The sequence below is a fragment of the Vreelandella neptunia genome, assembly GCF_000712975.1.
In the GTDB taxonomy this organism is placed as follows: Bacteria; Pseudomonadota; Gammaproteobacteria; order Pseudomonadales; family Halomonadaceae; genus Vreelandella; species Vreelandella qaidamensis.
This window is the reverse complement of sequence record NZ_JHQL01000001.1, coordinates 58,689-84,654: the sequence shown is the minus strand read 5'-3', so window position 1 is coordinate 84,654 and position 25,966 is coordinate 58,689. Positions and strand designations below refer to the sequence as shown.

19 protein-coding genes and 1 pseudogene are annotated in these 25,966 nt (G+C 51.9%); 7 read left to right on the top strand and 13 right to left on the bottom strand.

What is annotated here, in order from left to right:
- Positions 1-43: 43 nt before the first annotated feature.
- Positions 44-910 carry a hypothetical protein gene (locus tag CR46_RS0100380; RefSeq protein ID WP_030068988.1) on the bottom strand — a complete coding sequence of 289 codons (867 nt, stop codon included), beginning with the start codon at positions 908-910 and terminating at the stop codon, positions 44-46.
- A gap of 241 nt (positions 911-1,151) precedes the next feature.
- Here CR46_RS0100380 and uraD point away from each other — a divergent pair, with 241 nt between their 5' ends.
- The 3 genes and pseudogenes from uraD (at position 1,152) to aceF (ending at position 5,529) form a co-directional block, all read left to right on the top strand.
- Positions 1,152-1,685 (top strand): 2-oxo-4-hydroxy-4-carboxy-5-ureidoimidazoline decarboxylase, encoded by a 534-nt coding sequence (uraD, locus tag CR46_RS0100375; protein WP_030068986.1) that lies wholly within the window; start codon positions 1,152-1,154, stop codon positions 1,683-1,685.
- Positions 1,686-1,788: 103 nt separating this feature from the next.
- Positions 1,789-3,761, top strand: a pseudogene (locus tag CR46_RS17675) (transketolase-like TK C-terminal-containing protein).
- Positions 3,762-3,819: 58 nt separating this feature from the next.
- Positions 3,820-5,529: a dihydrolipoyllysine-residue acetyltransferase gene (gene aceF, locus CR46_RS0100365; protein ID WP_030068984.1), complete on the top strand. Its 1,710-nt coding sequence runs from the start codon at positions 3,820-3,822 to the stop codon at positions 5,527-5,529.
- Between the two features lie 124 nt (positions 5,530-5,653).
- Here the strand turns inward: aceF and CR46_RS0100360 are convergent, their stop codons facing one another.
- The 8 genes from CR46_RS0100360 to uraH form a co-directional block, all read right to left on the bottom strand.
- Positions 5,654-6,385, bottom strand: coding sequence for a GntR family transcriptional regulator (locus CR46_RS0100360; RefSeq protein ID WP_030068982.1), 732 nt, complete (start codon positions 6,383-6,385; stop codon positions 5,654-5,656).
- A 123-nt stretch (positions 6,386-6,508) separates the two neighbouring features.
- Positions 6,509-7,831: a glycerate kinase type-2 family protein gene (locus CR46_RS0100355; protein ID WP_030068979.1), complete on the bottom strand. Its 1,323-nt coding sequence runs from the start codon at positions 7,829-7,831 to the stop codon at positions 6,509-6,511.
- A gap of 115 nt (positions 7,832-7,946) precedes the next feature.
- On the bottom strand, positions 7,947-8,831 hold the full coding sequence (locus CR46_RS0100350; protein ID WP_030068977.1) for a 2-hydroxy-3-oxopropionate reductase: 885 nt from the start codon (positions 8,829-8,831) through the stop codon (positions 7,947-7,949).
- Between the two features lie 109 nt (positions 8,832-8,940).
- Positions 8,941-9,717: a hydroxypyruvate isomerase gene (hyi, locus tag CR46_RS0100345; protein ID WP_030068975.1), complete on the bottom strand. Its 777-nt coding sequence runs from the start codon at positions 9,715-9,717 to the stop codon at positions 8,941-8,943.
- 68 nt (positions 9,718-9,785) lie between these two features.
- Entirely contained in the window at positions 9,786-11,573 is a 1,788-nt protein-coding gene (gene gcl, locus CR46_RS0100340) for a glyoxylate carboligase (protein WP_030068973.1), read from the bottom strand.
- A gap of 353 nt (positions 11,574-11,926) precedes the next feature.
- Positions 11,927-12,724 carry an IclR family transcriptional regulator gene (locus CR46_RS0100335; protein ID WP_030068970.1) on the bottom strand — a complete coding sequence of 266 codons (798 nt, stop codon included), beginning with the start codon at positions 12,722-12,724 and terminating at the stop codon, positions 11,927-11,929.
- Between the two features lie 194 nt (positions 12,725-12,918).
- A complete protein-coding gene (locus CR46_RS0100330) occupies positions 12,919-14,118 on the bottom strand; it encodes a urate hydroxylase PuuD (RefSeq protein WP_030068968.1) in 1,200 nt (399 codons plus the stop codon).
- A 77-nt stretch (positions 14,119-14,195) separates the two neighbouring features.
- On the bottom strand, positions 14,196-14,558 hold the full coding sequence (gene uraH, locus CR46_RS0100325; protein ID WP_030068966.1) for a hydroxyisourate hydrolase: 363 nt from the start codon (positions 14,556-14,558) through the stop codon (positions 14,196-14,198).
- A gap of 515 nt (positions 14,559-15,073) precedes the next feature.
- Here uraH and CR46_RS0100320 point away from each other — a divergent pair.
- The 4 genes from CR46_RS0100320 to CR46_RS0100305 all read left to right on the top strand — a co-directional run bounded on the left by CR46_RS0100320 (position 15,074) and on the right by CR46_RS0100305 (position 19,796).
- Complete coding sequence (locus CR46_RS0100320; RefSeq protein ID WP_030068964.1) at positions 15,074-16,528, top strand: uracil-xanthine permease family protein; 1,455 nt, start codon at positions 15,074-15,076, stop codon at positions 16,526-16,528.
- A gap of 136 nt (positions 16,529-16,664) precedes the next feature.
- The gene (locus tag CR46_RS0100315) at positions 16,665-18,302 is read left to right on the top strand and encodes a methyl-accepting chemotaxis protein (protein ID WP_035536095.1); all 1,638 of its coding nucleotides are present in this window, start codon (positions 16,665-16,667) and stop codon (positions 18,300-18,302) included.
- A 77-nt stretch (positions 18,303-18,379) separates the two neighbouring features.
- Entirely contained in the window at positions 18,380-19,456 is a 1,077-nt protein-coding gene (locus CR46_RS0100310; RefSeq protein ID WP_030068961.1) for a PA0069 family radical SAM protein, read from the top strand.
- Positions 19,457-19,499: 43 nt separating this feature from the next.
- On the top strand, positions 19,500-19,796 hold the full coding sequence (locus CR46_RS0100305; RefSeq protein ID WP_030068959.1) for a winged helix-turn-helix domain-containing protein: 297 nt from the start codon (positions 19,500-19,502) through the stop codon (positions 19,794-19,796).
- An 8-nt stretch (positions 19,797-19,804) separates the two neighbouring features.
- On the opposite strand, the gene CR46_RS0100300 is transcribed toward CR46_RS0100305, so the two are convergent.
- Genes CR46_RS0100300 through coxB form a run of 4 tightly spaced genes read right to left on the bottom strand, consistent with a single transcriptional unit; the run spans position 19,805 to position 25,963 of the window.
- The gene (locus tag CR46_RS0100300; protein WP_030068956.1) at positions 19,805-21,997 is read right to left on the bottom strand and encodes a heavy metal translocating P-type ATPase; all 2,193 of its coding nucleotides are present in this window, start codon (positions 21,995-21,997) and stop codon (positions 19,805-19,807) included.
- 23 nt (positions 21,998-22,020) lie between these two features.
- Positions 22,021-22,371 (bottom strand): hypothetical protein, encoded by a 351-nt coding sequence (locus CR46_RS0100295; protein ID WP_332245058.1) that lies wholly within the window; start codon positions 22,369-22,371, stop codon positions 22,021-22,023.
- A 5-nt stretch (positions 22,372-22,376) separates the two neighbouring features.
- Positions 22,377-24,902 carry a cytochrome c oxidase subunit I gene (gene ctaD, locus CR46_RS0100290; RefSeq protein WP_030068951.1) on the bottom strand — a complete coding sequence of 842 codons (2,526 nt, stop codon included), beginning with the start codon at positions 24,900-24,902 and terminating at the stop codon, positions 22,377-22,379.
- Positions 24,899-25,963, bottom strand: coding sequence for a cytochrome c oxidase subunit II (gene coxB, locus CR46_RS0100285; protein WP_030068950.1), 1,065 nt, complete (start codon positions 25,961-25,963; stop codon positions 24,899-24,901). Before coxB ends, ctaD begins: the two co-directional genes overlap by 4 nt.
- Between the last annotated feature and the right edge of the window lie 3 nt (positions 25,964-25,966).

Sequence of the window (25,966 nt, the reverse complement as noted above, 5' to 3'; positions counted from 1 at the left end):
TCGAACCAAGGGGTATCGGTTAAGCCAGTAGCAGTGGTTAGTTTTAGAAGTGCCACTCCAGATTAAAGGTCATGGCATCGGTATCGACACCCGGCTGGCTGTGGTTTCCGAATTTGTTGCGCCAATACTCATAACCGACGCCCATCCATAAGGAGTTTTCCGCACCCCACGCGACCTGCCCAACGTCTAGCATCAGTGAGGTGCGCATTAACTGCTCAGGCTTGGTCGTTTCCCCAAAGTAATCGTCTCCTTTTTCGCTGTTGTAGTTATAGAACCCTTGGAATTTTAGCGGTAACGCTGCAGCGTCAAACGGCAGCCCCCAGGCCAAGTTAATTTGGTAATAGGGATCAAACGAAATGCTGTTCTGGTTTTCTGGCAGCCCACAAGGTGGCAAGCCGCAGTGGTTCCACTCACGGCTATAGAAGAGACTTAGATCCACAAAGCCTCTCGGCACATCAAATTTAAACGTTGGCCCCATCACTAGCTGACGTTTACGTGGTGCAAAGCCAGTATTTTTGGTGTTTAGGTCAAACCCAAACGTCAGCGCCATGTCTTTGATGGGCCCGAAAGCGATGGGTTCATTGAATACTCCGCCACCATGGAGTTGATGCCGATATGCCAGATAGGCTTCCGTCGCCCCTGAATCACTGTTATTGGCAGGGTCTTGGCTGCTGGACTGAAGCACGTCCAAATTGAAAAAGTTTTGGCCCAGTGAGTAACCACTCACATGGGTGAACTGAAGAATATGCTTCTCTATGTTCTCTAGGTTATTCGGCTCGGTAAACTGTGTTCCATAGCGATAACCCACAAACGTATCGCTCCATGTCGCTGCCTGGGCACCTGCCGAGATAGTACCAAGGGAAGCGCCTATCACCAGATACGTTGCCACTGCTCGTTTGCTCTTCAACATGCAAAACCCTTTGTTGTTTAATTTTGTTTTTAGGCATCTTTCTAAGAGCCCTCTCTGTAAAGGCCCTTCTATAAAGATTTTTCTATAAAGAACTTTCTATAAAGATTTTCCTAACGCCGTTATGCCCGCTTATCGCGGATGCAATAGCGATTTTTTTGCGGGAACAACACTTCTTAGAGTACATTTTGACATATTTATTGTATACAATAAAAAAGACAAACAAATACAAATGGAGAATACAATGTCGCACATTTTAAAATCAGCTCGCCCCAGCCGCCTCGGCTTAGACGCCTTTCTTGAACATTACGGGGACATCTTTGAACATTCACCCTGGGTAGCAGAAACTGCTTGGAAACAGGGGTTTACCGACCAACACGATGACCCGGATGTACTAGCTGACTGCATGGGCAATGTGCTTAAGCGTGCTGATATCGATCAGCAAATTGCTGTCATTCGCGCTCACCCAGACCTTGCCGGGAAAGCAGCGCTGGCGGGGGAGCTAACCCAGGACTCCACCCGCGAACAGGCAGGTGCAGGGCTAGATCAATGCTCAAGCGAAGAGTTTGAGCGCTTTCAACGCCTGAATCAGGCCTATCAAGAGAAGTTCGGCTTCCCCTTTGTGATTGCTGTTAAAGGGCTTGACCGACACGCCATCCTTTATGCGTTCGAAAAGCGTCTTGAAAACGACGCCGCTGCCGAACGACGTACCGCTATTGAACAAATCATCCAGATAGCGCGCTTTCGCCTGCACATGCGTGCGGCCGAGGCAGCGTAATTCTCACGCGCTTAGCGCTTGTATTTTCCTTTCAGCCTGACCTGTGGTGCTCGGCCCTTCAGGCTGTGAGGCTTACCTTTTATCGTCATTCGGAGAGACCTCTATGAGTCTGGAGACAAGAGAAGATCTCGATCCACTCGAAACCACGGAATGGTTGGATTCCCTGGAATCAGTCCTGGATCGTGAGGGCGAAGATCGTGCCCGCTACCTGATGACCCGCCTGGCGGATCGCCTGCGCCGGGACGGGATGAAGGTGCCCTTCTCGGTGACAACCCCGCACCGGAATACGATCCCTGTGCATCGTGAAGCACCGATGCCTGGCGATCTGTTTATGGAGCGCCGCATTCGGTCGTTGATCCGTTACAACGCCATTGCTCATAACCGCGCCAACCCCGGGTTGGGCGGCCATATTGCCAGCTTTATGTCGTCGGGCACGCTCTACGACGTCGGCTTTAACCACTCTTCCGCGCGCCCAAGGGCGATTTTGAAGGCGACTTGATTTACATCCAGGGCCACGTCGCCCCGGGTATTTACGCGCGTTCTTACCTGGAAGGCCGGTTGTCAGAAGAGCAGATGGACAAATTCCGTCGCGAAGTCGACGGCGATGGCGAAGCCGCCAACGAAGCCCACCAGGTCAAGAGCATGGAGTACGAAGCGCTGCGTAAATTCCGCGATCGCTTTGGCATTCCAATCAGCGACGAGCAGCTCAAAGACGTGCCCTACTACAAGCCGGAAGAAGACTCCCCCGAGCTTAAGTACATGCACCTGCAGCGCGAACGCCTCAACGGCTACCTGCCCAGCCGCCGCAGTGACTTTGAGGCGCTGGAAATCCCCAGCCTGGAAGACAAAACCTTTGCCTCGCAAATGGGCGGTTCCAAAGGGCGCGAAGTCTCGACCACCATGGCGTTTGTGCGCGTTCTCAACGGCCTGGTGAAGGATAAGAAGCTTGGCAAGCACGTGGTGCCGATTATTCCAGACGAAGCACGTACCTTCGGCATGGAAGGCATGTTCCGCCAGTTGGGCATTTACACCTCCGAAGGGCAGAAGTACGAGCCGGTCGATAAAGGCCAGATCATGTACTACCGCGAGGACCAGAAAGGTCAGGTCCTCGAAGAGGGGATTAGTGAGGCCGGCGCGATGTCCGCGTGGATTGCCGCCGCGACGTCCTACAGCAACAACAACGTCACCCTGCTGCCGTTCTACATCTACTACTCGATGTTCGGCTTCCAGCGGATTGGTGATTTGGCCTGGGCCGCCGGTGACCTGCAAGCCCGCGGCTTTATGGTCGGCGGCACCGCCGGGCGTACCACGCTCAACGGCGAAGGTCTGCAGCACCAGGATGGCCACAGCTTGATTCAAGCCTCCACCATCCCCAACTGCCGCAGCTATGACCCCACCTATGCCCACGAAGTGGCGGTCATCCTCCAGGATGGTCTGAAGCGCATGTTCACCGACAAAGAGAACTGCTTCTACTACCTGACGGTAATGAACGAAAACTACGAGCATCCGGTCATCGACAACGTGCCCACCGACGATATCGTCAAAGGCATGTACCTGCTCAACGAAACGCAGGGCGATAAAGGCCGCGTACAGCTGATGGGCTCCGGCACCATCCTGCGCGAAGTCGAAGCCGCCGCAGAACTGCTGGCCAACGACTGGGGCATTGGCGCGGATATCTGGAGCGTCACCAGCTTTAACGAACTGCGCCGCGAAGCACTACTGCTGGAGCGTGAAGCCTTCTTAAACCCGGACGTTGAGGCCACCAAGCCCCACGTCACGAAGTGCCTGGAAGGTCGTGACGGTCCGGTGATTGCCTCCACCGACTACATGAAGCTCTACGCTGACCAGGTGCGTGCCTGGGTGCCGAGCGAGTACACCGTGCTGGGTACAGACGGCTTCGGCCGTTCCGACACCCGCGAGAAGCTGCGCTACTTCTTTGAAGTAGACCGCTACTTCGTCACCGTCGCGTCGCTACGTGCGCTGGCAGACCGCGGTGAGCTTGATCGTAAGCATGTCGGCGAAGCGCTGAAGAAATATGGCATTGACGCCAACAAGCCGAACCCGCTGACCAGCTAAACCGCTGCCCGGCGGGCAGATGCCCGCCGGCTCGATCCGATTTGGAAGGAGCGCGACCTTGAGTAGCGAAATCATCAAAGTTCCCGATATCGGTGGCGACACCGATGTCGAAATCATCGAGATTGCGGTGTCAGAAGGCGACGTCATTGAAGCGGAAGACACCCTAATCACCCTGGAATCTGACAAAGCCAGCATGGACGTCCCGGCCCCGAAAGGCGGCAAGGTGCTCAAAGTACTGGTCAAAGAAGGCGATACCGTCTCGGAAGGTGACGACATCGTTGAGCTGGAGGTTGAAGGCGGTGGCGATGCCAAGCCGGAAGCAGCGGCTGACAGCTCCTCCGACGAAGCCCCCGCACCGAAGCAGGAAGACGCCCCCGCACCGGCAGCGAAGAAAGCCGGTGGCGGTAAACAAACGGTCGATATTAAAGTGCCGGACCTGGGTGGTTCAGACAACGTTGAAATCATCGAAGTGGCGGTCAGCGCCGGCGATGACGTCAACGCCGAAGACACCCTGATCACCCTCGAGTCGGATAAAGCCTCGATGGATGTACCCAGCCCGCACGGCGGTAAGATCGTTGCGCTCACGGTGAAAGAAGGCGATACCGTCTCGGAAGGCGACGTGATCGGCCAGATGGAAATCACGGGCGAAGGCGGTGATGCGTCGGCTGAAGAAGACGCGCCGCAAGCCGCTAGCCAAGCCAGCAGCGCGCCGGAAGAAGAGTCTGCCGTTGAAGAACCTGTCGCTGAAGAACCTGTCGCTAAAGAGCCAGCAAAACAAGCTTCTTCTCCTGAAGGCTCCCCGAGTCCGGAAGCACAAATCGCTGATAATCAGCCACGGGATAGTCAGCTGGTGCACGCAGGCCCCGCCGTTCGGATGCTGGCCCGTGAACTAAATGTCGATCTTCGTCTTGTTAAGCCTAGTGGCCCGAAAGACCGGGTGCTGAAAGAAGATGTACAGGCCTACGTGAAGCAGGCCATTGCCAACCAAGGTAAAGCACAAACAGCGACTTCCCCAGCAGCGAGTGGTGGTGCTGGCATTCCCGCGATCCCAGAAGTCGACTTCAGTCAGTTTGGCGAGATAGAAGAAAAGCCGATGGGCCGCCTGCTTAAGATGGGCGCGACCAATCTGCACCGCAGCTGGCTCAATGTACCTCACGTGACGCAGTTCGACGAGGCCGACATTACCGAGCTTGAAAGCTTCCGTAAAGCTATGAAAGCCGAGGCCGAAGCCCAAGGCGCCAAGCTGACACCGTTGCCGTTTATGGTTAAAGCCTGTGCCTTTGCACTGCGTAAGTTCCCCCAGTTTAACGTTAGCCTCAAAGGCGACGGCGAAACGCTGGTATGGAAAAACTACGTGCATATTGGGATTGCCGTGGATACGCCTGATGGTCTGATGGTGCCGGTAGTGCGCAATGCCGATAAAAAATCCTTGATTGAGATTGCCAAGGAGATAGCGGAGCTAGGTAAGAAAGCGCAAACCAAGAAGCTTAAGCGTGATGAGATGACCGGTGGCTGCTTCACCATTTCGAGCCTTGGCTCAATTGGTGGAACCGCGTTCACGCCGATCGTTAATGCGCCGGAAGTGGCGATCTTGGGGGTGTCGAAAGCGCAGATGAAACCGGTATGGGATGGCAGTACCTTCCAGCCGCGTCTGATGATGCCGTTGTCGCTCTCCTACGATCACCGCGCAATTAACGGTGCAGATGCCGCCCGCTTTACGGCCTTCCTGGCCGATGTATTGACGGACATTCGCCGATTACTGCTGTAATCGTCTCACAGTAAGCCACAAGCGGCGCCCAATGGGCGCCGCTTTTTTGAGACATCAGTTTGGAGGATTGAAATCTATTTTGTTCGCGAAAACCCAGGGTTACCGAAAGCCTAGGGTTAGCGAATCACGCCCTAACAGATTTACCGCCTAGAATAGTCATCAAATCGTCGTTTTCTGGCTCTTTAGACGACAGCACCAGCAAAGACTCTAGGCTATTAAGGTGAGTGTATATCGCCTGCTTAGCCGCCTCAGCATCACCACTCGCCAAGTGCCCAAGCAAGTTCGCATGATCTCCTTCCAAGTAGCAAGAAGACAGTCCCGGACGCTTATAGAGAGCGATGACAATTGACGTGCGCAAGACGAGATCGGTCAGCATCGCACCCAAGATACGATTAGGGGCATGCTGCGCAAGGAGGTGGTGAATATTGAGGGAATGCTCAATGCGTGACGGTTCGTCACTGTTTTCAAACGCCTGCTTTTCAAGTGCGACCTGCTTCTCTAATGCCTTGTAAGTCGCAACATCCAGCTTACCCGCCAACAGTGAGACAATCTCACCTTCCACTAACCTACGCGCGGAAAACGTCTCTCGCGTTTCGTCAACTGAAGGCGCTCTGACGCGGGCAACCTGATTCGGTCGTTGGTCGATAACATGTTCAGCATCAAGCCGTGTTAACGCTTTACGCACCACTGAACGGCTGACGCCAAATACATCGCCTATGGTGACTTCAGGCAGTTTTGTATTTGGTGCCAGTCGCTGCATCAGTACCGCAGACCGGATGTGTTCAACAATATCTTGATCGCTAACGCGACCTTCTTTCGTTTTGGTAAAACCTTTCTTGTGCCAGCCGAGGGTCATGGCCTAACTCTCTAATGAACCTCGACGAAACTTATCATGTTTACCCCTCGGACAACCACTCAGAACCACGCAAAACAATGCCTTAACGGGTAATTGGATAGTTAAGCGGGTACAACGTCAGTCTTACGACGGGTTGGGTAGAATAAGAATCGCTCGGAAATCGTTAACATTGGTTCGGGTTGGCCCCGTTACCACGAGGTCATCTAAAGCGTCAAAGAAACTGTACGCATCATTACGGTCAAGGTAATCCTGGGCAGAAAGCGTTAATGCCTTAGCCCGCTGCCAGCATTCAGGCCCAATTAACGCGCCAGCATTATCTTCAGAGCCATCAATTCCATCGGTATCAATAGCAATCGCATAAATACCATCACATCCTTTTAGCGTATCAAAAAGCCCCAGCAGGTACTCAACATTGCGCCCTCCTCGACCATTACCACGCACGGTAACGCTAGTTTCGCCACCTGACAGTACCAGCAGCGGACGAGTTATTTCAGCCTGCAACTTGCACGCCATACGCCCTTGGGCAATGCCTAAATCTCTTGCTTCCCCTTCAAGGTCATCACCTAACACTCTTACCTCTAAACCACTCTCTTCGGCACTGAGCTGGGCGGCCTTCAGTGCGTCCCGCGCACGGGCTAGGATAGTCGATTTATCCCGTGCAAATCCTTGGTTCCAGGTCTGAGGCGCACGATGATCAGCCATTAAATGACGTTTCACGTGCTCAGGCACCTCAAGCTCATGGCGGTTTAATATTGCCAACGCATCTAACGACGTTGTGTTATCCGGCAATGTCGGGCCTGAGGCAATTAATGAAGGCACGTCACCAGGAACATCTGAAATAAGTAACGTCACCACTTGCGCGGGGTGCGCAACAGTGGCCAAACGCCCGCCTTTAATCGCCGATAAGTGGCGCCTTACGGTGTTGATTTCACGGATCGGTGCACCACACCGAAGCAGCGCCTTATTAAGAGCCTGCTTGTCTTCTAATGAAATGCCGTCCGCTGGCAGGGTCATTAACGCAGAGCCGCCGCCTGAGATAAGTGCGATCACTTGATCGTCTTCACCCAGGTCTTTCACTTCATCAAGCATGCGCTTAGCGGCTTGTTCCCCCAGCGCATCAGGCATTGGATGAGAGGCTTCCAGTACATCGATATAGCGACAAGCTGCCCCATGCTGATAACGGGTCACTACTACGCCTGTTAAGTCGACCTCTTCGCCTGACTCACGAGCGCGTTTTTCCCACGCCAACTCTAATGCGCTCGCCATGGCGGCAGCAGCCTTACCCGCGCCCACGACGACAGTTCGTCCTGGCGGTTTTTCAGGCAACTGGGCAGTTAATAAGCTATCGGGATGCACGGCAGCAATGGCCGTTTCGGCCAGTTGATTCAGCCACTGGCGGGTTGCCTCTTCACTGGTAAAAGGCGCCAAGCGAACATGGGAATTCATCAAAAGACTCCTCGGGCAGGGACAGGAGAAGGGCTCAGAAAGGAGCTTAGAAAAGAACGCAAACAAAGAACTTAATGGCAGGCCAACAGACGCTGGCCTGCCTGACAAAAGCGCGTTATTGGCCAACCTCATGGTCTGCCAGCTTCTCTAAAGCGCGCACAATACCTGCGTGATCCCAGTCTTCACCCCCATTGGCGGCACACGCTTGGAACAACTGCTGTGCATTGGCGGTGCCTGGCAATGACAGATTTAACGTCCTGGCACCTTCTAACGCCAAGTTGAGATCTTTCTGGTGCAGACGAACGCGGAACCCAGGCTCAAAGGTGCGTTTGATCATGCGCTCGCCATGAACATCGAGAATTTTCGATTGAGCTAAACCGCCCATTAATGATTCACGCACTTTAGCGACATCAGCACCTGCTTTAGAGGCAAACAGCAACCCTTCTGCCACTGCTTCAATGGTCAGTGCTACCACAATCTGGTTAGCCACTTTGCACGTCTGACCTGCACCGTGGCCGCCAATGTGGGTAATCGTCTTCCCTACAACGTCCAGGTATGGCTTGGCTCGCTCAAACCCTTCCGTTGTTGCGCCCACCATAATGGTAAGCGCAGCGTTAATCGCACCACCTTCACCACCAGAAACCGGCGCATCGACAAACTCCCCGCCTGCCTCGGTAATCCGCTTGGCAAATGTCTGAGTCTGCATCGGGGCAATGGAACTCATATCGATCACCAGCGTGCCGGGCTTCAGGCCTTCAATCACGCCTTCCTCACCAAATAACACGCTTTCGACATCGGGCGTGTCGGGCACCATGGTGATAATGACGTCAGACGCTTCAGCCACCGCTTTGGGTGAAGCGACTTCACTCATGCCTTTTTCGGCAAGCGCAGCATCCAAGGTGCCGCGTTTAACGGTCACCAACGAGTGGCCAGCGTCGAGCAGGTGGCCCGCCATAGGACGACCCATAATGCCTAGACCAATAAAACCGATGTTACTCATAATTGTTCTCCATTCGCGTCTTTCAGAAACCAATCTATTGTTTTCAAATGATTTAGATTTCTTGAATTATCGACTATCTACTCACTTGCCTGCTTTAAGTCACACAGGGTTAACGCGTCTTATCTAACCAACCCAAACCTTCTACCGTCGTGGCCTTGGGCTTGTACTCACAGCCGATCCAGCCGTCATAGCCAAGCTGCTGTAGGTAGCTAAATAAGAAGGGATAATTGATCTCACCCGTTCCTGGCTCATGGCGTCCCGGGTTGTCCGCCAACTGCACGTGAGCGATACGTGCAAAATGCTTTTCAATAGTGGGCGCAAGATCACCCTCCATGATTTGCATGTGGTAGATGTCGTACTGCAGCTTTAAGTTATCGCTGCCGACTTCGTCAAAAAGTGCCAACGCCTGCTCGGTGCGATTAAGGAAAAAGCCTGGAATGTCACGGGTATTGATAGGCTCTGCAAGAAGCAAAATGCCGGCTGCTTTGAGTTTTTCGGCAGCGTAGCGAAGGTTTTCGACCAAGGTACGGTGAGCTTCAGCATCACTAACGCCCTCAGGCTGAATACCCGCAAGGCAGTTCACCTGCTTGCACTCAAGCGTAGTGGCATAGTCAATCGCTTTATCCACACCGGCGCGAAACTCTTCTGCCCGGTCGGGATGGCAAGCAATGCCTCGCTCGCCTGCTCCCCAATCTCCCGCAGGTAAGTTGTGCAGCACTTGGGTTAGGCCATTCGCATCCAAGCGCTGCTTGATGTCAGCTGCCGCATAGTCATAGGGAAAAAGGTACTCAACCCCTTTAAAACCCGCCTTTGCGGCGGCCTCAAAGCGATCAAGAAAATCGACTTCAGTGAACAGCATACTGAGATTCGCGGCAAACTTAGCCATAGTGTTCTCCTAACGTTTTAGCGTCTTAATAACGACTTCAGCGACTTGCCTGGAAGCACCTTGGTGCGTTACGTCAGGCTGGCAATAGAGCTCGGTGCATCGGTAAGGTTTTCAGCTAACGCTTCGAACTCGTTAACCCCATCAAGGTCAGTGCCCATCGAGATATTGGTAACGCGCTCTAGAATAATTTCCACCACGACCGGCACGCGGTATTGGCGCATCAGCTCACGCGCTTTCTCTAACGCAGGGGCAATCTCATCGGGTGTAGTGACACGCAGCGCTTTACAGCCAAGGCCTTCAGCAACCGACACGTGGTCTACGCCGTACTCAGCAAGCGCCGCTTCTTCGTCGGTGTAGTTAATATTCTTGAACGAGAGCTGGACACAGTAATCCATGTCGAAGCCACGCTGGGCCTGACGAATCAAACCGAGGTAGGAGTTGTTCACCAGCACATGGATATACGGCAAGTTAAACTGTGCCCCAACCGCTAGCTCCTCCACCATAAACTGGAAGTCGTAATCGCCAGACAGCGCGACCACTTCGGCCTCAGGGTCGGCACGGCAAACACCCAGTGCCGCAGGCACTGTCCAGCCTAGCGGCCCAGCTTGGCCACAGTTAATCCAGTGCCGAGGCTTGTACACATGCAGGAACTGAGCGCCGGCAATTTGAGACAAACCGATGGTGCTGATATAGCGCGCATTTTTACCAAACACCTTGTTCATCTCTTCGTAAACACGCTGGGGTTTCACCGGCACATTATCGAAGTGCGTTTTGCGCAGTAGCGTGCGCTTACGCTCCTGACACTCTTGGGCCCATGCACTACGGTTTTTAAGCTGGCCGCTGGCCTTCATTTCACGAGCAACGTCGATAAACAGATCTAAGGCGAGCTTCGCGTCAGAAACGATGCCGTAGTCAGGCCCAAAAATACGGCCTATTTGCGTAGGCTCGATATCAACGTGAACAAACTTTCTATCTTTTGTATACGTTTCAACATTGCCAGTGTGTCGGTTAGCCCACCGATTACCAATCCCCATGACAAAGTCAGAGGCCAACATGGTCGCATTGCCGTATCGGTGCGACGTTTGCAGCCCCACCATGCCTGCCATTAACGGATGGTCATCCGGGATCGTTCCCCACCCCATCAACGTCGGGATCACCGGTACGCCGGTTAGCTCAGCAAATTCAACTAATTGCTCGGCAGCATCGGCATTGATAATGCCACCACCAGCCACGATCAGCGGCTTATCGGCTTCGTTGAGCATCGTCAGTGCTTTTTCAATTTGGGCACGAGATGCTGAGGGTTTATAAGCCGGAAGTGATTCGTAAGTGTCCGGGTCGAACTCGATTTCGCTCATCTGTACATCGATGGGAAGATCGATCAATACCGGCCCAGGACGGCTAGAGCGCATGATCTGGAAGGCTTTCTGGAACGCACGCGGCACCTGAGCAGGCTCCATCACAGTGACGGACCATTTGGTCACCGGGCCAGCTATCGTCTGAATGTCGACGGCCTGGAAGTCTTCTTTATGCATCTTGGCGCGCGGTGCTTGACCAGTGATACATAGAATCGGAATTGAATCAGCACTGGCGGAATACAGGCCCGTAATCATATCCGTGCCCGCGGGGCCAGAGGTACCGATGCATACACCAATGTTGCCAGCGGTTGTACGGGTATACCCTTCCGCCATGTGTGAGGCACCTTCCACGTGGCGTGCTAGCACATGGTCTACCCCACCCACTTTACGCATCGCAGCGTAGAAAGGGTTGATCGCAGCACCTGGAACACCAAAGGCAACATCAACACCTTCTTTTTTCAGGACGTGAATGGCGGCTTCTGCAGCTGTCATTTTAGCCATCACAACTTCTCCTCGAAGATTGAATACATTTAGTATTCATTTTTGTATTTAATTTTGTATACGAGACAATATTCAAAGTATGCGCCATCCGACGCACTGTCAATATTTAATGGAAAATATTTCCATTAAATTCAATAGGCGCAATAAAAGTTATTTAAAATCAATTATTTAATATGAATTAAGCTGAATATAAACACGTACAAGGAAACACAAGCGTTGCTAACGGAGCGCTCTCGGTATTAGTAAAAACAGGCATGCCAATCGGACCGGTGCTTTTGCATCCAGTCCATACAGTGGTAAAAATTTTGTAGATTTAACCCCTGCGCGCAGCGTGCTATTGCCGCCTACAACACTTAATCATCGCGTTTCGCAAGGGCTTGGTCGTGTCCTAGCATGTCGGATATTGTTCTCGCGGCCTCTTGCACCAGCGCTTGCAATTTGGTTCGCTCATCCTCTGCAAATTCATGCACAGGCACCATAATACTAACGACGCCCTCTACTACCCCATCATGGTTGTAGAGCGGGTAGGCAATCGATGAAATACCAAAGTGATAGTAAGAATCTGCAATGACATAACCACGCTGACGATCTTCCTGAACTAAGTTCCACAGAACATCACGCCGGATGGGTGCACCGAGTTCTTTATTAAGCAGTTGATCATCAGGATAGAGCGATTCAAATTCCTCTTTTGAAAGATCTGTCAGAAGCAGTCGCCCTAATGAAGTACAGTGCAGCGGAATCCGTGTTCCTACACTAACGCGACGAATCGTGGCGTTAGTGGCGCCCACACGTGCCACGTAAACGGCATCCCTTCCATCCCGAACGGCAATGTGACTTGAGCAGCCGGTCTGCTCACATAGCGACTCAATAACCGGATGACCTACCTGCACAACATCTAATGAGGCCACATATTCAAAGCCCAGCTTTAGCACGTTAACGCCCAGTGAATACAACCCAGTTACCGGGTGATGACGAAGAAACCCCATATGCTCCAAGGTCTGTACTGCCCGATACGACGTCGACTGGGGATAGCCAACGCGTTTAACGATCTCGGCAAAACTCATCTCACGATGATGACGATTGAGCTCCATTAAAATCGTTAGCCCTCGTTCAAGCGCGGGAATTAAATGCTTTTTTTCCTTATTACTCATGGCGGGTTAACTCACTTCGTTATTGGCATTATTGAGATAACGTGAAAACCCCAACGCCTGCGCAAACCTACCATTGGCCGATTGTCATTACGGCTACAAAGTAACCTTGCGCATTCGTTGAGGAACTCCGTTGAGACAGCAGCTATCACTCCTGCTCGAAGTGCTAGCTGCTGACATAACAACGAGCGAGCTAGTTACTCAGACCACTCTCCAATCAACGCGCGCTCTTCATCTGTCATATTGGTCATGTTGCCAAGGGGCATGTAACCACTGGCCACCACTTGCTGAATGCTCTCCTTTTGACGAACGATTTGGTCAAGGTTGTCATAGGCAAAGCCAGCAGGAGGTGCAGAAAAACCGGGCTGCGTTGGCGACTGGGCATGGCACGCAACACAGCGCTGTTCAATGACTGCTTGCACGTCGGTAATGTCCGGCCCGCTTTCTGAACCAGCATTAGTCTGTTGATTAGCGGGCATCCCTATCCAAAACGCCACCATAATCAAGAGAACACCTGCTGCCGGATAGCCAGGCTGTATTTTTCCAGCGTGCATCAACACGAAGTACTGACGAATTAATGCACCCGCAAAAATCAGCAACGCCATGATGACCCAGGCATGGGCATGAGAGTAGGCGAAAGAGTAGTGATTACTGATCATTAATAAGACAACGGGTAACGTAAAGTACGTATTGTGTACCGAACGTTGCTTACCACGTTTGCCGTCTAACGGATTTGGCGTTTCGCCTGCTTTCATCGCTTTAACAATGCGGCGCTGCCCAGGAATGATCCAAAAGAACACGTTGGCTGACATCGCCGTGGCCATAACAGCCCCGGTCAATAGAAATGCGGCCCGACCTGAGAACATTTGAGTACTCAAGTACGCCACCACCACCATCATGATCGCAACACCAATACTTAATAGGCCGTCGCGTTCCATGTTGGGGCTGATGCGCTTACACATTTCGTTATAGACCACCCACCCCAGTAACAAAAAGGTCAGCGCCAAAACATTGGCCTGCCAGCCCGTCATATTGGCAGCCCACTCCCAACTACTATTGGGATTAACCAAGTAAAAGCCAGGATTAACCATGTACAGAATGATGAATAAAGCGAAGCCAGATAACCAAGTGGTATAAGCCTTCCAGAAAGACCAGTGGAGGTCATCAGGTAGCTTTTCCGGGCTGGTGGCATATTTCTGGTTATGATAAAAGCCGCCACCGTGCACGGCCCACATTTCACCAAACACGCCTTTTTTACGACAGTTTTCATCTTTGGGGGATTTTAAGCCGTTATCTAGCATGACAAAGTAGATAGACTCACCAATCCAGGCAATCGCGGCAATAACATGTAGCCAGCGAAGCATAAAATTAGAAAAATCAATTAAGTAGGACAGCATGTCGGCTTCCTCGCCTCATTTGTTTGTTGTTAGTCGGCAGCGTTAGTTTGTTTATCAGGGCTATTTATCAAGACTCTTTAGCTGCCGCGATACGTTGAGTAGGCATAGGGCGATAGCAACAGTGGCACGTGATAGTGCTGTGTGGCGTCATTGACCCCGAAGCGAAGCGGTATCACATTTAAAAAGGCAGGCTCGTTATCATTCGCAACGCGGCCAGCCCGACTGGCGAAGTAATCGCCCGCATGAAATTCCAACTCGTACTCCCCTTCTTGTAGCTCAGCGCCATCTAATAGGGGATGGTCACAGCGGCCATCATCATTGGTGATTACCGTTTTAAGGAAGCTGCGTTCACCGTTAACGACACGGTACAGATCAATTTTAACTCCCTCGCCTGGGCAGCCTTGCGCAGTGTCTAACACATGAGTTGTCACGTAACCCATTGTTTTCTCCGATATTTTATTAATGTAATTAGGGCTATTACCCTGCTTTTCCCAATGCCTTACTAATAATAAGCAGCTCAACAGCGGGTAAGACTTGGCATAGCCCAGAGTCTTATGACTACATTTTTATATAAAAAATCGACACATTTCAAAGAATTTTTGTATACATTTTTATCAGGAAGCGTTGTTCACCCTGTCCAGCGCCAAAATTTTGACGCCACCTCAGCTGCTCAGGTTTTCTTTCCTAGGCGACAATCAGGCATGCAAACATAGGAGTCCCCTGGAAAGAGAAACCTGAAAAAATTTAAAAATCAAAAACTTAAATAACAATACTGATGAGCGTAGCAGAGAAATCATCATGCTATTTGCCCTATCAAGAATCGCTATTAGCCAAATAGATGAGCATAAACAGGGCGAAATTATTTATTTTCAGCAGTTTTTTTGTGTACAGTATTAACTTCAAAAATGAACAATAATTTTAAATCATTGAATACAACAACAATGGAGAGTCCCTTATGAGTGACGCAATTGCCTCGTCGGAAGAGCGAGCGCGAATAGATGGAAAGAGCACCTCCCTCTTTGATTTTTATGGAAAACCTAAATTTCTAAAGGTGCTACCGCTTTCTCTACAGCACCTGCTGGCCATGATTGCTGGCGTGATAACACCGCCTATTATCGTTGCCGGAGTCGTTGGCGCGAGCGTCGAAGAAAAGCTCCTGCTTATCCAGATAGCAGTGCTGGCATCCGGTGTCTGCACCGTATTCCATCTATACGGTGTGTGGAAATTCGGTGCGCGCTTACCTGCTATCTTTGGTGTCGGCTTTGCCTACGTGCCGACACTTGTGGCGGTTGGCGCTCAATATGGGATTGAAGGAATACTTGGCGCCCAGTTGATTGGCGGTATGACCATGGTCGTGGTGGGCTACTTCATCCAATATATTCGCCACCTGTTCCCCCCTGTCGTGGCAGGAACAGTGGTATTGGTAATCGGTCTATCGCTATATGACATCGCTATTCGCTATATGGCGGGCAGTGGAAACGTCAATGCTGCCAATTTTGGTGACCCCATTAATTGGATCGTCGCGGTGGTTACGCTGCTCACTGTTTTGATTGCCGCTCAGTTTGGTAAAGGGGTGATTAAGCTCTCAGCCATTATTGTGGGCATTGTGGTGGGCTATTTACTTTCCCTATCGCTGGGTTTGGTTAGTTTCGACAACGTAGCCAATGCATCCTGGATAGCCGTTCCCAAAGTAATGCCATTTGAAATGGAGTTTCACGCAGCAGCTATTGCTTCGATGGTCGTCATTTGTATTATCAATTCTGTTCAGACCATTGGTGATTTATCTGCCACGACCGTTGGCGGCATGAACCGTGAGCTAAAAACAAAAGAGCTTACCGGCGGCCTACTCGGCAATGGTTTAACCACTACCATTAGCTCTTTCTTCGGTGCCCTGCCCACCTCAACGTTCAGCCAGAATGTTGGCATCGTAGCCATGACCAAGGTAATTAGCCGGTACGTACTAGCGCTGGCAGGTATCTTTATGATTTTAGCGGGCCTTAGTCCGAAATTCGGCGCGATGATCACGACGATTCCTTACCCCGTTCTAGGTGGTGCAACAATTACCGTGTTTGGCATGATCACCATGACCGGCATCCAATTGCTGGTTAAAGATGAGATGTCTGCACGTAACATGACCATTGTTGGCCTTTCCCTAGCACTAAGCTTAGGAATCGCTGCTGAACCAACGGCAATTGAGCAGTTTCCTGCGGTATTAAGAGACTTGATTGGTGGTGCCCCCATCGTTGTGGCTGCCATTACAGCTTTCACGCTGAATATCGTCCTACCCAAAAAATCTCTTTCAGATGAGGCAAAAGAAAGAGAAAAGATTGCTAACGAAGATAAAGACACGAAGGAAGAAGCCAATAACCAGAGTGATAACCTTAGCCAACGCAGCGTTCATGCTGACTAATAATGTGCTAATCAGCAACATCGCCAATCTTTAACAGTATTAAATCAACGTAGGTTCGACGTTTTGGAACTGCCGCTAGCCCGGCAGTTCTATTTTTTTATCACGGCACTTGATAAACATGCGAACAGGATGACACATGCATCGCTTAAACAATCTGACAATGAGAATGAGCTGGTCACTTGTTTTATGCTCATTTTTAATACTACTGTTACTGCTTAGTGGCACTGGCCTCTACGCGGTCAATCATAGCCAGGAAAGTATCGAGCAATTTACCAACGTCAATGTCAACCAACAATCGACACTTAACAGAACCAATTCGTCGATACAAAATGTACGTTTACAAATGGGCCGTTTGTACGAAGAGTTACTCGAAGCCCCCTCCTCTCTGTCGACAGTGGAGAGACGTCAACAAGCTGACGAAATACGCAACCTGCTTGAAAACGCAGGCAATGTGTTCGCTGAATTTCTTTCTTTATCGTTCAACCCTTCTCATGAGCACTTCATTCGTGAAATAGATAGTAGCTTCAATAACATGATGAGCAACCAGCTACTTCCTCAACTTGGCTCGCTTTACCAAGGGGACACTACTAGCTATCAACGCTTGCGCAATGGTACCCATGATGCCTATGCCACCTTTTATAAAGACGCCGTCAATTTTTTTCATACCGTAGAAGAAGAAGGTAATAAACGTTTGGATAACTTCTCTTCAGTGGTGAACTTAGCTAATTCAACTATCGTTACTGTATTCATCATCGCATTAATCATTACCGCCATTGTCTACTGGGGCGTAAGCGTCAACTTAATTCGCCCAATGCAGCGTATCAACGAGCATTTTCAACATATTGCTAAAGGCGATCTTTCTAGAGAAATTGAAGTGCATGGACGAAATGAAATCGGCATTCTCTTCAACTCGCTACGCAACATGCAAAAAGACCTGTTGGAAACGGTGGCAACCGTGCGCCATAGCAGTGAAGAGGTCTTTGCCAGTGCGCGGGAAATTGCGTTAGGCAACCAAGATCTCGCCTCGCGAACCGAGCGTCAGTCGGCTTCATTAACACAAACTGCCTCCAGCATTGAAGAAATGACGGCCACCATGGAACGCAACAGTGACAACGCAGCCCAAGCTAACCGTGTTGCTCAAGAAGCTGCGCATAATGCACAGCAAGGTGGTGATGTGGTGACTCATGTGGTTAGTAAAATGCATGAGATACGTCATAGCTCGCAACAGATTACCGACATAATTGGCCTAATTGACTCTATCGCTTTTCAGACCAATATTTTGGCGCTCAATGCATCCGTTGAAGCAGCCCGAGCAGGTGAACATGGTCGGGGTTTTGCCGTGGTAGCCAGTGAAGTTCGCCTGCTGGCAACACGCAGCGCTGATGCCGCGGCGGATATCCGTCAATTGATTGCAACGTCAGTAAGCCAGATAGAAACAGGCACGCAACAAGCGGATCTAGCCAGTGAGTCCATGGTCGCCATTATGGAATCCGTTAAGCGTGTTACTACCCTAATGGATGAGATCGCGGTGGCTAGCGAGGAGCAACGTATCGGCATCAACGAAGTTAATAGTGCTGTTGGTGAAATGGAACAAACGACTCAGCAGAATGCTGCCATGGTGGAGCAAGCCAGCACTTCTGCGACTCATTTAGAACATGAAGCTGAGCGGTTAACCGAGGTTGTACTTAGGTTTAAACTCAACGCCAGCGATGAAAATACCCAGTCACGCGTTCGGCTGGCTTCGTTAACTCACCAAGCCATACCTTGCACATAGCGTCAAACGCCATATACTGTATATATAGCCATATATACAGTATATGGTAATTATCGACCGTGCAGAGGTGGCAACTAATGGCTTCTTCCCCTTCTAGCGCTACCGTGTACAAAGGGCGCGGTGCGACCTACGACCCACATAACCGTTTCGCACCAACTTGCAGCGTGGTAGAGGATGATGGCTGGTGGCATGAGGAGGCCACTGCTTCACTTGCAACAGAGGTACGCGAGGAGGCCAGCAAGAGTGCGCTTTCATGGAACCGTTCACCGGATTTACCCTTTGACCGCTCACTCAATCCATATCGCGGCTGCGAGCATGGCTGCATTTACTGCTACGCTCGCCCTCCCCACGCTTATTGGGATTTATCACCGGGGCTGGACTTTGAAACCAGGTTGATCGCCCGCACAGGATTAGTTGAGCACTTAACAGACGAGCTTAGCCACCCTCATTATGTATGCCGCCCTATCAACCTTTCCGGCAACACCGACTGCTATCAGCCGTTGGAAGCGAAATACCAAACAACTCGTCGTTTACTAGAATTACTACTGGCATGCAGGCATCCGGTCACCCTAGTCACAAAAAGTACACTAATACTGCGGGATTTAGACCTGCTCGCAGAGATGGCCGAGCACCGGTTAGTGCGGGTGTTTGTTAGCCTGACAAGCCTGGATGCCAACCTAAAGCGTACCTTGGAACCCCGTGCGGCCTCACCTCAAGCGCGCTTAAAAGTGATTCGCGAGCTCAACACCGCAGGTATTCCAGTGGGTACGTTGGTCTCACCGATTATTCCTGGCCTTACTGATCACGAAATTGAGCGCATTCTAGAAGCGGCCAGCCGGGCTGGCGCGCGCACCGCAACGTGGATGCTGCTGCGCCTGCCCCATGAAGTCGCACCGATGTTTGAAGCATGGCTACAAGCCCACTATCCCGAGCGAGCCGCTAAGGTAATGAGCCTAATTCGCCAATGCCGAAGCGGCAAAAATTATGATGCGCAATTTGGCACACGCTTTCGTGGCGAAGGTGTATTTGCTGACTTGATCGCCCAGCGCTTTCATCGCGCCAGCCGCCAGTGGAACATGCAGCCACGCACCGAACAGGGTCTGAACACCCGCGACTTTCGTCCACCACGGGCGCAAGGGGATTTATTCATTTAAGCTAAGCCTCTTGATCTAGCAGCTTCCCGCAAAAGGAAACCCAATGACCTCGCTTAGCAAGACCAAATCAAGCTTCTACCGCCGCTTGTATGTGGCGCATTTAATTGAGCAAGGCGTCGCAAACGTACCAGCGTTAATCGAAGCCACCGGTATGCCTCGTCGTACTGCGCAGGACACTATCAGCTCACTTGCGGAGCTGGATATCGAGTGCGTATTCGAGAAAGGCGAAGGTCAGCGCCATAATATTGGCCACTATCAGATACGGGACTGGGGGGCGATAGATCCTCGCTGGGTTGCTACTCATGCGGAACGGCTAAAGCAGTCTCTTGGTTACGCTTAAACACTGATTCATTGTTCCAGCTCTGACCATGCTAATCGTGCGGCGTTAAGCGTCACGCTGAGCGAACTTATGGCCATGGCGAGTACTGCTATTAATGGCGGAATAGCTATAACCACCACCACGCCAAGTGCCAAGGTGTTATAAAGAGCTGAAAAGAAAAGATTTTGCTCCATAACGCGCCGCGTACGCTTGGCGATGTTGAGCAGTTTTACTACCCCTCCGACCCCTGGCGACATTAACTGGGCGGATGCTCCCTCACGAGCAGCTTCGCTGGCACTCAGTGGGGCAATGCTAACGTCTGCTGCCGCCATGCTTAGCGTATCGTTTACGCCATCTCCTACAAAAAGTGTTGGCGATGGTAACCCGCATAATAGCCGTGCCTTGGCTTCCGGTGAGCGCTGGGCATAGCACGCTTTACTTGGAAGCCCAATACGTTTACCCAGCCAACTAACCGCGCCCTGTCGATCACCGCTGATCATTGCGACCAGATAACCTGACGCGAGCAATCGCTTCACGCTTTGCTCCGCATCGTCTACGGGTTGATCAGTCAGATAGAACGTCGCTAGCCAGCCTGACTCATCCGCCAGCATGACTTGAGAAGCAGACGCTAGCGTGCCATCTGCTGCCTGGGAAGGCACATCAACTTGCTGTCGCGCCAGCCAACGAACGCTGCCTACCATCAAATATTGACGATTTGTGAGCCATACACGGCGACCTTCTCCGGGGAATTCATCAACCTTATATGGTTTAGAGCGCTGGTTATTGTCGCCACCCGACCAGCGCGCCAATGCTTGTGCCAACGGGTGTTCGCTCCCAGCAACGGCGCTGGTGAGCTTGTGCTGCAACGTGTGTTTATCAATGCCATCGCGTACTTGCCAGTGAAGCACCCCATGGCTCCCCGTTGTTAAGGTTCCGGTTTTATCCAGCGCTACTGAATGAATACGCGCCAAGATCTCTAGCGCGGCGGGGTCGCGCAGTGCAATACCTTGCTGCATAGCCTGGCCGTTACCTGCAAGACTAGCCAAAGGCACCGCCAGCCCAACGGCACAGGGACATGCCACCACGAGCACTGAGAGTGAGCGCACCAGTGCATCCTCCCACCCCAACCCAACGAGTAGCGCACCGATCAACGTCACTAGCGAGAGCGCTAATGCTAAAGGACTTAACCAGGCGGCAAAACGGTCGGCTAGTTTCTGCAGTTCACCTTTTTGGGCTTGATAGCGGCGCATTTCATGACGTAGTCGATCCAATCGGCGTTTACCAGCCCCCGCTGTGACCTGCATTACCAGTGGCATAGCGCCTAGGTAACGACAGCCAGCGTACACTCTCTGCCCTGCATTGAAGTAACGTGGCAAGCTTTCACCGGTTAGTGAGGCGGTATCAATCCATCCGGGAGCATCAAGAATGCCATCTAGCGTCACTAATTCCCCCGGCGCTAGCTTAACGCGCATACCCGCGACTACATCATTGACAGGCAGTAAGACCCAGTCACCCTTTTGCCAAGCGCTTATAGCCGCATCTGGCAACGCCAGTGCATCTAACGCTTTTAGCCCACGGTGGCGGCACAGCGTTTCTACCAGTCGCCCAATAAGCAACAGCACTATCAGCATAACCGCCGTATCGAAATACACCTCCACCGAGCCGCGCCACAACAACCCAATCGACACACTCACTGCACCGATCGCGCCAAGGCTAACCAGCACATCCATCCCTGGACGTTTGGCAAGTAACGTGCGCCAGCCCGCTCGGTAAAACGGCAAGCCCGAATACACCACTACGGGCAGTGCAAAGGCACCCGATATCCAGGCCACCACTTGCTCTATCGATGCGCTCGGTAACGCTCCCACATAAATAAGCAATGAGGCCAACATGGTCCACATACCGAATGCCGCGCCTACTAACAACCGCAAAGTAAGGTAGCGGCTCTCTTGCTCAAGACGTTCATGGGCATCATCAACGGCTTCTAATTCAGTTAGCCGATAGCCTAACCGTTTGACTACCGGCGCAAGCTCCGTCAGATCGACTGAGTTTCGCTCACCTTTCACCCACACAGTTGCCGTGGGGTAGTGAACGCTAGCGTCGATGACCCCAGGCAGACGTGTTAGCGCGCCTTCTACCGCCAGAGCACAGCTGGTACACCACATACCATGCAGGGTGTAGAGGGGAGTGTTATGGCTAGAAGTTTTTTCGTCTTCTGGCATCGAATTAACGTGGGCGCTATGACTTATAGGCAAGGCGGCACACTGATAATCGGCATACCCGCAAACACCACACCGAAAGCGGAAAACAAATACAGCCACGCAGAGACAGTGGCATGAAAACGCTGGCGTCCTTCATGCTGCTTCGCCACTTGGCAACTACCCCAGGAAAGTGCCACAAGCCCCAGGGCAGTAATGAAACTAACACCACCTAGCGCGGCATTAAGACCTGTAAGCGCCCCCGCTTCAGGTGGTGGTGGCGCAACGGCACAGGCTACTGAAAGGCCGCTATAAACCGCCACAAACCATAGGCTCCATAGCGTTAGTCCGATAATTAAGTGGATGGGATGAGTAAGATGTAGTCGTGTCAGTACCATCACCATTACCCTCCTATCATCCGAGGCAGTATCGCCAACGCCCCAACTAACAACCAGAATGTGACCACGTTATAGCGCCAGAGTAGTGCCACTACGGCAGGTTCAAACGGTGCATGCGCACCCACGTAGCCATAACCAACGCGCATGCCTTGTAACACCGTTAAAATAACCGCTAGGCCACCATGAAAAAGCGCGTAAACAAGCCCCACCAGCATCACCGCATCGTGGGTTGTCTGAGTCGGTGAAAGATCGGCTCGCCAAAGCGCCCAGCCAGCCAGCCCCACTTGAAGCGCGCCTAACGCAGCGGCTAAATAGAAACTTGCTCTTAAACCTGCATCACGTTGCTGACGCAGCCCGCGCACCAGCTTCTCTATCACCACACACCCAGCTAAAACCGCCCCCCCAGCTATGCTCATTATCAGCAGAGACAGCGGCGGTATATCTGGCATTTGCCACTCAGGCGAAACAGTCCATAGATAAAACCAGCCAAACAGATAGGAAAGAAAGAACGAACCGTTGGCAATTAAAAACACCGCCATTGCCCAAAGCCCAGGGCCGTCCATCGTGCGTGAATGAAGCGGCGGATCGCCTGGCTTTACGCCTGCATCAGGAGCTGCATTCGGGTGTGCACCGTTCTCCCACGACCAGCGCAGCAGAAATACACCAGCAATCACTACAAAGATGCCTGCTAGCGCATAGACACGGGTTAATAAACTAATACACACCACTGCCAGCGCTGCCGCGGCAAACAGCGGCCACCAGGAGTTACCAGGCAGGTGAATGATTTCACGTACTTTGCCAGTAATCGGATCAGTACCCCACATTTCACGCCTACCGTGGGAAGCCACCGCCAAGCCGTGCATGCCTTTCGCCATGGTATGCGGCAAATTCGGGTCATCCCACAATGGATGCCGCGTTTCTACAGTAGGCAAGCTGACAAAGTTATAAGCGCTTGGGGGCATCGTGTTAGCCCATTCCAGCGTATCGGCGTTCCATGGATTGTGTTTGGCGGGTTTACCAAACCGGAAGTGCAGTGCGATATCCAGCAACACCATGGCAATACCCGCCGATAACACAAAGCTACTGACGGATGAGAGCAGGTTATAAATTTCCCACCCAGAGCCAGCCTCGTAGGTATAAACACGTCTGGGCATACCTAAAAGGCCCGTCCAATGCATAATCAGAAACGTACCGTTAAAGCCTAAAAAGGTTAGCCAGAACCCCCAGCGCCCAAGGTTTTCAGACGGCATACGTCCGGAAAATAGCGGCAACCAGTAGTAAAGCCCTGCAATCAATGGGAAGAACATGCCACCCACCAATACATAGTGCATGTGGGCCACCACAAAGTGGGTATCGTGCACCTGCCAGTTAAACGGCACCAGCGCTAGCATCACCCCGGTTAAGCCACCGCAAACGAAAATAATCAAAAAGCCCATTACCCAAAGCATGGGTAGTTTCATTTTAGGTTTACCCAGCCACAAGGTAGCCAGCCAAACAAATACCTGAATCGCCGTTGGCACCGCCACCAGCATGCTAGCCGCCGAGAAAAATGCCTGAGCGAGCTGTGGGATGCCCACTGTAAACATGTGGTGTACCCAAAGCCCAAAACTGATAAAGCCCATAATAGCGATGGCAGCTACCACCCACCCATAACCGACAATAGGCCGCCCGGCAAAAACCGGTATTAGCGTGGAAACAATGCCCGCTGCCGGTAGAAAGATGATGTACACCTCGGGATGACCAAACAGCCAAAACAGATGCTGCCACAGTAAGGGATCACCACCTCCCGCAATCTGGAAAAACGGCATACCAACGGCGCGCTCAAGTTCCAGTAATACGCTGCCAAGAATCAACGGCGGAAACCCCACCACGATCATCAGCGCCATGGCCAAGATATACCAAGCGAACAACGGCATTTTATGCAGTGCCATGCCCTGAGTGCGAGTACGCAGTATTGACACTACCAACTCTACACCCGCAGACACTGCGGAAATTTCCACAAACGTGATTCCCAACAGCCAAAAATCAGAGCCCAGATCAGGCGCGAACTCTTTACTACTAAGCGGGGTGTACATAAACCAACCGCTAGAAGGCGCCATTTCAATAATCAGGCTGGAAGTAAGAATAATCCCGCCAAATAAATAGCAGAAATAACCAAGTGACGTTAGCCGAGGGCAGACCAGGTCGCGGGCACCGATCATCTTTGGGATCAGGTAAATCGCCAGCCCTTCCAGCATAGGAATAGCGAACAGAAACATCATCACCGTGCCATGCATGGTGGTGACCTGATTATAAATATCTGGCGACATAAAGTTTTGGTCGGGCATCGCTAACTGGGTTCGCACCAGCATTGCCAAAATGCCGCCAATCAGGAAAAACACCATCCCTGTGACCATAAAACGCAGGCCGAGCGTGGTATGGTTGACGATAGTTAGGGATCTTAAACCTTTGGGGTTACCCCAAATGGTGTGCAAGTCCTCATGCAATTGCTGCGGGTCATGCTCAATGGCTTCTTGATTGACACTTTTCATGGTGACAAGGCCTCCAGCCAAGCGCCCAGGGCATCCAAGGTGTCCGTTTCAATATCACTGTGGGTAGGCATCTTATTGCCTGGCTTTAGCGTTTGGTGATGCTGCAACCAGTGACTAACAGCTCCCTTTTCCATGGCAATCACCCCTGCTCCTAGCGTGGCGCGACCGCCCACATCTGAAAGCGTTGGACCGATGCCTCCCTGACTAACGCCCGCTACTTGGTGGCAGCGGGCACAATGTGTCATAAAGGCATCACGCGCGTCGTCGTAGGTAGCATCGGCAACGGACAGTTCGCTAAGCGCCGACTCTTGTCTTGCAGTTAACCATGCCTCGAACTCGCTGCGCGGCATGGCTTCCACATGCAACTGCATATGGGCGTGGCCCACGCCGCACAGTTCGGCACACTGCGCACCAAACACCGCGGGCTCATCGGCTTGTAAACGAATTTTATTTACGCGGCCCGGCAACATATCTATTTTCCCCCCCAGCCGAGGCACCCAAAATGCATGAATCACATCAGCACCGCTGACGTGAAAATCCACTGGCTCGCCTGCAGGCATCACCAGTTGATTAGCGGTAACAACCTCACCACCTTTAGCGCCGGGATAGCGCACTTCCCACCACCACTGATGACCAATCACCTCAATGACCTCTGGCGGCTCACCCATGGGTAGCGTTAGCATTCGCTGCCCGGCGGGCACGCCAAACAGTAATAGCGCGGTAATAGTGGCCACTGGCAACATGATGCCGCCACCAACAATCCAGCGACGAGCGATGCGGCGCTCCTGGGCAGGTGTACGCAGCACGCTTCTTGGTTTAAAGGCGTAAAGCCAAAGTGCTGTCACCACGATCAACACAAGGGTGGCAAACCCAAGCATTACCCACCAAATTAGCCTCACGTCTCGCGCAGCAGGCCCAGCAGGGTCTAAGATAGACCTATCGCCTGCACAGCCCGCTAAGCTCAGCAGCAGCAAAGTTCCAAGTAAGCAAGCTATTCGCCGGAACCATCGCGACGATAAATATGAAATCATGATAGATATTTCGCTATTGCGTTCCCTCATTAG

Bases quoted from the DNA above. Each gene is read 5' to 3' on its own strand.
- CR46_RS0100305 (WP_030068959.1), top strand. From the start codon at position 19,500: ATGACCTCGCTTAGCAAGACCAAATCAAGCTTCTACCGCCGCTTGTAT.
- CR46_RS0100330 (WP_030068968.1), bottom strand. From the start codon at position 14,118: ATGCTGTCCTACTTAATTGATTTTTCTAATTTTATGCTTCGCTGGCTA.
- ctaD (WP_030068951.1), bottom strand. From the start codon at position 24,902: ATGAAAAGTGTCAATCAAGAAGCCATTGAGCATGACCCGCAGCAATTG.
- CR46_RS0100380 (WP_030068988.1), bottom strand. From the start codon at position 910: ATGTTGAAGAGCAAACGAGCAGTGGCAACGTATCTGGTGATAGGCGCT.
- CR46_RS0100355 (WP_030068979.1), bottom strand. From the start codon at position 7,831: ATGAATTCCCATGTTCGCTTGGCGCCTTTTACCAGTGAAGAGGCAACC.
- CR46_RS0100350 (WP_030068977.1), bottom strand. From the start codon at position 8,831: ATGAGTAACATCGGTTTTATTGGTCTAGGCATTATGGGTCGTCCTATG.
- uraH (WP_030068966.1), bottom strand. From the start codon at position 14,558: ATGGGTTACGTGACAACTCATGTGTTAGACACTGCGCAAGGCTGCCCA.
- CR46_RS0100320 (WP_030068964.1), top strand. From the start codon at position 15,074: ATGAGTGACGCAATTGCCTCGTCGGAAGAGCGAGCGCGAATAGATGGA.
- CR46_RS0100315 (WP_035536095.1), top strand. From the start codon at position 16,665: ATGCATCGCTTAAACAATCTGACAATGAGAATGAGCTGGTCACTTGTT.
- uraD (WP_030068986.1), top strand. From the start codon at position 1,152: ATGTCGCACATTTTAAAATCAGCTCGCCCCAGCCGCCTCGGCTTAGAC.
- CR46_RS0100310 (WP_030068961.1), top strand. From the start codon at position 18,380: ATGGCTTCTTCCCCTTCTAGCGCTACCGTGTACAAAGGGCGCGGTGCG.
- CR46_RS0100360 (WP_030068982.1), bottom strand. From the start codon at position 6,385: ATGACCCTCGGCTGGCACAAGAAAGGTTTTACCAAAACGAAAGAAGGT.
- CR46_RS0100335 (WP_030068970.1), bottom strand. From the start codon at position 12,724: ATGAGTAATAAGGAAAAAAAGCATTTAATTCCCGCGCTTGAACGAGGG.
- CR46_RS0100300 (WP_030068956.1), bottom strand. From the start codon at position 21,997: ATGCCAGAAGACGAAAAAACTTCTAGCCATAACACTCCCCTCTACACC.
- CR46_RS0100295 (WP_332245058.1), bottom strand. From the start codon at position 22,371: ATGGTACTGACACGACTACATCTTACTCATCCCATCCACTTAATTATC.
- gcl (WP_030068973.1), bottom strand. From the start codon at position 11,573: ATGGCTAAAATGACAGCTGCAGAAGCCGCCATTCACGTCCTGAAAAAA.
- hyi (WP_030068975.1), bottom strand. From the start codon at position 9,717: ATGGCTAAGTTTGCCGCGAATCTCAGTATGCTGTTCACTGAAGTCGAT.
- coxB (WP_030068950.1), bottom strand. From the start codon at position 25,963: ATGAGGGAACGCAATAGCGAAATATCTATCATGATTTCATATTTATCG.